General features: G+C 72.9%; 3 protein-coding genes. 1 reads left to right on the top strand and 2 read right to left on the bottom strand.

The features are described from left to right. Nucleotides 1-53 precede the first annotated feature (53 nt). Nucleotides 54-1,502 carry a type VII secretion protein EccB gene (eccB, locus tag ABZ714_RS34675; protein ID WP_358829355.1) on the bottom strand — a complete coding sequence of 483 codons (1,449 nt, stop codon included), beginning with the start codon at nt 1,500-1,502 and terminating at the stop codon, nt 54-56. 85 nt (nt 1,503-1,587) lie between these two features. Continuing rightward, nucleotides 1,588-2,994 (bottom strand): type VII secretion integral membrane protein EccD, encoded by a 1,407-nt coding sequence (gene eccD, locus ABZ714_RS34670; RefSeq protein ID WP_358829354.1) that lies wholly within the window; start codon nt 2,992-2,994, stop codon nt 1,588-1,590. Between the two features lie 183 nt (nt 2,995-3,177). On the opposite strand from eccD, the gene eccCa reads away from it, so the two are divergent. Next, complete coding sequence (eccCa, locus tag ABZ714_RS34665) at nt 3,178-7,155, top strand: type VII secretion protein EccCa (RefSeq protein WP_358829353.1); 3,978 nt, start codon at nt 3,178-3,180, stop codon at nt 7,153-7,155. The last annotated feature ends 83 nt before the right edge of the window (nt 7,156-7,238 follow it).

Raw genomic sequence — 7,238 nt, 5'->3', positions numbered from 1 at the left:
TCTTCCTATTTTGTTTCCCCCGCACCCCCGTTTCACCCGCCGGGCGGTTGGGCTTAATTTGATGGGGGGGCGGCGCGGGGGGCGGCGCCGACGGAGAGTTCGGGGCCGGTGGGCAGCATGTCCAGCAGCCGGGACGGTACGGCCTGGGCCCGCGCACCGCCCAGGCCCAGCCGCCGGGCCGCGGCCTCGTCGTCGATCCGGTACTTCACGCCGACATCGGTGACCAGGTAGGTCGTGGTGCCGCGGGCTCCGCCGCCGGCCCCGAGGGCGACCGCGAGGGCGCCGTGGCCGGGACGGACCGCGATGGCGTCCACCGGGAGGCAGGCGGGGGCGATTTCCGGCCCTCGGGCCGGAGGTACGGGTCGGTCCTTGGCGGCCGGGACGAGGGCGAGGCGTACCCGGGGCGAGCCGGCCGCGGGCTGGATCCGGGCGCAGAGGGCCGTGGCGGAGGGGAGCGGGAGGATCCGGGGCGTACGGTCCGGCCAGCTCGCCGGGTCCCGCGGGGCCCGGTCCGCCGGGGCCTGTTGTGGTGTCAGTTCGCCTGCGGTGAGCGGCAGGGCGGTGGGACGGGTGCCGGGATACGCCAGGGAGGCCGTACGCGCGTCGCCGAGGACCAGGGCGGCGGCGAGGTCTCCGAGGGGGCGCAGTCCGGCCTTCTCCAGGAGGAAGTACTGGCCCGCGGTGCCGGGTGACTCCAGCCGGAAGACCTGTCCAACCCGGGCGTCCGCGGCTCCGATCCGGCCGGACGGCGTGCCGCGTCCCTCGATCTCGGGGGCCACCAGGTCGGCTCCGGCGGGGAGTCCGCTGAGGAAGGCGGCGGAGACCGGAACGGGGGCGGCACCGGAGTAGCCGAGGGACTGGAGGGCGCCGTTGCCGCCGACGCGGAGCCGCTGGTCGCCCCAGAGCAGATGCCGGGTGCCGTCGTCCGCGCGGACGAGGACGGCGCGGTCGCGGCCGGGTGCGGTGCCGTCGGCGGCCGGGCCCAGGCGCAGCGATGTGCGGGTCTGCCGTCCGGTGCCGTCGGGTCCGGTGCGCAGCGGTTCCTCGGCGCAGACCTGCCAGGCGCCGCGCTCCAGGTCGCCGGGGCCGGGCAGGGCGTCCGGGGCGCCGGGGATGCCGACCGGGGTGCCCTGCGGCTCCCCGCGCAGTGAGGCGGCGGAGACGGTGACGGTGCCGGGCTTCTTCTCGGCGATCAGCCGGGCGGAGGCGTAGTTGCGGACCGGGCGGAGTACGCCGTCGAGGTAGAGGTAGCGGGTTCCGGTCTCCTTCTGGACCACGAGTGAGCCGGAGTTGCGCCAGGACTTGGTGCCGGCCGGGGAGATCAGCCCGTAGAGCAGGAAGCCGAGGACGAGGACGACGGCGAGGCCGATGCCCCAGGCCAGGCCGCGGTTGGTCCGGCCGGTGGGGGTGTCGGGGGCGTCGGGGTCTTGGCGGAGCATTCCGCCGGTGAGTCGGCCCATGACGAACATATGCGCCTGGACCTGGTCTTTTCTGGACTGCACGGGTGGTTCCCTCCGCCCTGGGTGGGTTGGTCTTTCCGGCTGTCGCCCGGCCGGTGCGGGTCGGGCGCGGAGCGCACGGGCGGCGTCAGCCGGACACGGAGCGCAGATCGGCGTAGACACCGAGGACCCAGAGGGCCAGTGGGATCATGGCGACGGCGGCGCAGGTGTGGAGGATGTCCCCGGCGCGGCCCCAGTGGGGCAGCATGCGGCGGCCGGGCACGGTCCAGGAGGCGATCGCCGCAGCGCCCGCGAGCGCGAGGACGAGTGCGAGCAGGACGGGCCTTCGTTCGGGTGCGAGGTAGGGAGCCGTGGTGAGGGCCAGCAGCACCAGTCCGAAGAGGCCGGGCAGGGCCACGGCGGGGCGCTGCAGGGCGTGTCCGATGCCGCGCGAGTGCAGCAGCAGGAGCAGGCAGAGTACGGCCGCGGTGACCCGGTCGGCCGTACCGGGGTCGTCGAGCAGGAGTGCGGTGAGGACGGCGGCGCACAGCAGGCCGATGGCCGCGTAGAGGCCGGTCATCCACTCCTCGGCCAGTGCCGTCCTGGTCACGACGTGCCGGTGCGGGTGCGGGTCGATGCCCTCCTGGAGTTCCTCGGCGTTGGAGGGCAGGACCGGCAGCCGGAGTCCGGAGAGCCGGAAGGAGATCCCGGGGACCAGTCCGCCGAGGACGACGGCGAGTACGGCGACCGGTCCCGCGGCGGGGCCGGTGCCCGCGTCGATGAGCAGCATCAGCGCACCCCAGACGGCGCCGCCGAGGGCGAGTACGGCCAGGGAGAGCAGCAGGGGTACGTAGGCGGCGACGGCGGCGACGGCGAGTACGGCGCCGCCCGCCGCGGCGGTTCCGGCGGCGAGCAGGGCGGCGCCGGAAAGATATCCGCCGCCGTCGGACTGACTGGTCGTCACCAGTGCTCCGGCCAGTGCCAGATAGGGCGGTACGAAGACGCCGAGGGCGGCTCCGGCCGCCGCGTCGCCCACGGCGCGGGAGGCTGCCGCGGCGCCGAAGAGCACCAGGAGTCCGGCGACCCCGGCGACGGCGGCGCGGGTGGTGAGCGGGCCGCCGGGCAGGGCGCAGACCACCCATCCGGCGGCGAGCAGTACGGCGGCGGTGCCGAGCAGCAGTCTGCGACCGCTTCGGGCGTCCCAGCCGTACGGTCGCTCCCGCATGGTGCCCGCGACACCGTCCACCAGGTCGTCGAAGTGGATTGCGGGCAGGGTCTCGGTACGGGGCCTCAGATGGAGGATCTCCCCGTCGCGCAGACCGAGCGCGTCGGGCGTGTGCTCCTCGTCGAGGGGGTTCTCACCGAGGCGTTGGAGTATCCAGCCGCCGTGCTCGATGCCCTGCTCGGCCAAGTCCTCGCCCGCGTGGTCGAGGAGGGTCGGCAGCAGGTCCGCGAGGGGGACGTCGACCGGGACCGCGAGGTCGAGCAGTCTCCGGGGCGTCTTCACCGTGAGCCGGCACAGGCCCGGGGCCGAGGTGCCCGAATTTTCCGACATGCGAATGACACACCAATCCGAGTAGCCGGGTCGTCGAAGGGGGACAGCGCACACTACCCCGATCGATTCACCGGATCGCGAAACCCCTCGGCCCGCTTTTCCCTCCTCTTCAGCGCACCCATCCGCTCGGGTCGCGAGGAGGGCCGCGACCGGGGCACGACGTATCCGAGGAGACAATCCAGCGTGAGCACCGTGCTGTTCCGTCGGCCCGCCCGACGCCGGGGCCCCGATATGCCCGAGGGGGAGATCAGCCTCCAGGAGCCGCCGACCCTGCCGGAGGCGGAGCCGAACACCTCGGCCATGTGGACCTATCTGCCCATGGGTCTGACATCACTGGCGATGCTGATGATGTTTCTGCGCCCCAATCAGGCGACGACGTTCAGCTATATCGCCATCGGGCTCATGCTGCTCTCCTCCGTGGTGATGATCCTCGCCCAGGTGATCCGCTCCGCGAGCGAGCGCAAACGCAAACTCAAGGGCGACCGGCGGGACTATCTGCGCTATCTGACCCAGATGCGCCGCCGAATCAGGGGAGCGACGGAGGAGCAGCAGCGGGCGCTCGGCTGGCGGCATCCGGACCCCGCCTCGCTCTGGGCGCTCGGCGGCACCAGCCGGCAGTGGGAGCGCCGGGCGTCCGACGAGGACTTCAGCGAGGTGCGGGTGGCGGTCGGCGAGCAGAAACTGGCCGTACGTCTCGCCCCGCTCGCCACCCGCCCCGTGGAGGACCTGGAGCCGCTGTCGGCCCATGCCCTGCGCAGCTTCATCCGCGCCTACGCCACCGTTCCCGGCCAGCCGATCGCCCTGTATCTGCGGGCCTGGTCACGGGTGTTGATCACCGGGGACGAGACCCGGGCCCGAGCCCTGACCAGGGCGCTCCTGGCCCAGCTCGTCGTCTTCCACGCCCCGGAGGAACTGAATGTCGCGCTCTGCGTCTCCGACGACCGCCGGGCGGAGTGGGAGTGGCTGAAGTGGCTGCCGCACGCCCAGCACGGCTACCAGCGCGACGGCGCCGGGCAGGCCCGGCTGGCCGCGGCGGACTTCCAGGCGCTGGAGGAGCTGCTGGGCGCCGACTTCACCCAGCGTCCCCCGTTCGACCCCGAGACCGCGCCGGGGCGGGACGAGCCCTTCACCGTCGTCGTGGTCGACGGCGGGGCGGTACCGTCCGGGCACCGGGTGACCGGGGTCGGGTACCGCAACACCGTCCTGGTCGACCTGAGCGGGACCCTCGTCTGGAAGTCGGGCCGGGGAACGCTCCGGCTCCGGCTCGACGACGACGGACTGCACCTGGTCCGTACCGATCGCGACCGCAAAGAGCAGTCGACGCTGCTGGGGCAGCCCGACGCCTTCGGCCCGGCCACCGCACAGGCGTTGGCCCGGCGGCTCTCCCCGTACCGCCTGGGCGGCGGTGGCGCCGTCGCGTCGGAGCCGTTCGTCACCGATACGGAGCTGACGGCGCTGCTCGGCATCCCGGATCTGCGGCGACACGAAGCGGAGCGTCTCTTCCGCCATCCCGTCGAGGGCCGGGGCAGGCTGCGGGTGCCGATCGCCGTCGGTGAGGACGGTACGCCGGTCGAACTGGACATCAAGGAGTCGGCGCAGGGCGGCATGGGCCCGCACGGGATGCTGATCGGCGCCACCGGATCCGGCAAGAGCGAACTCCTGCGCACCCTCGTCCTCGGTCTGGCGCTCACCCACTCCTCCGAGACGCTCAATCTCGTTCTGGTGGACTTCAAGGGCGGCGCGACCTTCCTCGGTATGGACGAACTCCCGCACACCTCCGCGGTGATCACCAATCTCGCCGACGAGGTCGCCCTGGTCGGGCGGATGCAGGACGCCCTGCACGGCGAGCTGGTCCGCAGACAGGAGCTGCTGCGCAAGGCGGGCAACTACGCCTCGGTGCTGGAGTACGAGCGGGCCCGGGCGGCCGGTACCCCGCTCGACCCGCTGCCGAGCCTCTTCGTCGTGGTGGACGAGTTCAGCGAGCTGCTCGCCGCACACCGCGACTTCATGGAGCTGTTCATCATGATCGGCCGGCTCGGCCGCTCCCTGGGGGTTCATCTGCTGCTCGCCTCCCAGCGGCTGGAGGAGGGCCGGATGAGCCAGCTGGAGGGCCATCTCTCCTACCGGATCGGGCTGCGGACCTTCTCCGCGATCGAGAGCCGCGGTGTCCTCGGCGTCCCGGACGCCTACCATCTGCCGTCCCAGCCGGGCAGCGGCTATCTGAAGAGCGGTGTGGAGGCGCTGACCCGCTTCCGGGCCGCGTATGTCTCCGGGACGTACAAGGCACCCCGGCGCGGCACCGCCCGGCAGGCGCAGATCGCCCGTCAGGTGGTCCCGTGGGGAACCGAGTGGGTGGTGCCCCGGGTACTGCCCGCGGCCCCCGAGCCGGAGCCCGTCAACGAGCCGGAGACCGAGGAGTCCCTGCTGGGACTCGCCCTGGAGAAGCTGCGCGGCAGCGGCCCTCCGGCCCACCAGGTGTGGCTGCCGCCGCTCGACGCGCCGCCCGCGCTCGACACCCTGCTGCCGCCGCTGACGCCGCACCCCGACTTCGGCCTGACCGCTGCCGACTGGCCGGACCGGGGCAGGCTGCGGGTGCCCGTCGGGCTGGTGGACCGGCCGTTCGAGCAGGTCCGCGATCTGCTGACGGTCGATCTGTCGGCGGCGGGCGGCCATCTCGCGGTGGCGGGTGGTCCGCAGAGCGGCAAGAGCACCCTGCTGCGGACCCTGATCTGCGCGCTGGCCCTCACCCACTCGCCCCGCGAGGCGCAGTTCTACTGTCTCGACTTCGGCGGCGGGGCGCTCTCCTCGCTCACCGGGCTGCCCCATGTCGGCGGGGTCGCGGGCCGGCTCGACCGGGAGCGGATCGCCCGCACCCTCGCGGAGGTCACCTCCCTGCTCAACCGGCGCGAGATCTTCTTCCAGGAGAACGGCATCGACTCGATGGCGTCGTTCCGCCGGCGCCGGGCGCGGGGCGAGTTCCCCGAATCGCCCTACGGCGACGTCTTCCTCGTGGTCGACGGCTGGTCCACGGTCCGTACCGATATGTCCGACGACCTCGAACACTTCCAGGGCATCGCGTCCCGCGGCCTCAACTACGGCGTCCATCTCGTCCTCAGCACCTCCCGCTGGCTGGAGGTGCCGTCCTGGCTGCGGGACCAGATCGGTACCCGGCTGGAGCTGCGGATGGGCGATCCGATGGACTCCACCGTCGACGTACGGAAGGCGGCCACCGTCCCCGTCAGCCCGGGCCGGGGTCTGAGCGCCGACAAGATGCACTTCCTGGCCGCCCTCCCCCGAATCGACGGCCGGGAACAGGCGGACGACCTGTCGGACGCGATCACCGATCTCGTGGAGGCCGTCGCGGAGAGCTGGGACGGCCCGCCCGCGCCCCCGGTGAGGATGCTGCCGACCCGGCTGGGCGCCGCCGAACTCCCGGCGGACGACGGCCCGCTGCGGATCGCCATCGGACTCGACCAGGCAGAGCTGGAGCCCGTACGGCACGACTTCACCCAGAGTCCGCATCTGTATCTGGTGGGCGACACCGAGAGCGGCAAGACCAGCGCGCTGCGGCTGATCGCCCAGCGGATCATGGCCCGGTACACCCCGGACGAGGCGCGGTTCCTGGTCGCCGACTTCCGCCGGGAGCTGATCGCGGCGATCCCGGAGGCGTACCGCATCGGACACGCGGTCTCGGCCGATCCTCTGCGGGAGTACGTCGGCGGAGTGGCGCGGGCGATGGCCGAACGGACCCCGGGTCCTGACATCTCCCCGGCGCGGATGCGACGGGCCGACTGGTGGGACGGTCCCCGGCTGTTCGTCCTGGTCGACGACTACGAGCTGATCGGCTCGGGCTTCGACAACCCCCTCGAACCGCTGCTGCCGCACATCCCCCTGGGCTTCGAGGTCGGGCTCCACATGGTCGTCGCCCGGGCCGCGTCGGGAGCGGGTCGCCAGGATCCGGTGGTACGCAAGATGCAGGAGGTGAACTCCTCGGCGCTGCTGCTCTCCTGCCCGCCTTCCGAGGGACAGGTCCTCGACGGGGTGCGGTCCCGGATCCTGCCGCCGGGACGGGCCCAGAGCGTGGTCCGCCGCAAGCCCGGGATGATGCAGCTCGCGCTTCCGGACGAGGTGCCCGGGGAGGGCGACCCGGACGCGGAGTGAGGGCGCGGTGGGGCCCCCGCCCGCGGGGGCACAACGGAGGAGGGGGGGGGTGGGTGAGGGGGGGTGTTATATGGGGGGAGAGA

Source organism: Streptomyces sp. NPDC006798 (genome assembly GCF_040635975.1).
Taxonomy (GTDB): domain Bacteria; phylum Actinomycetota; class Actinomycetes; order Streptomycetales; family Streptomycetaceae; genus Streptomyces.
The sequence above is the reverse complement of the archived record's forward strand: the minus strand, read 5'-3'. Positions and strand labels throughout refer to the sequence as shown.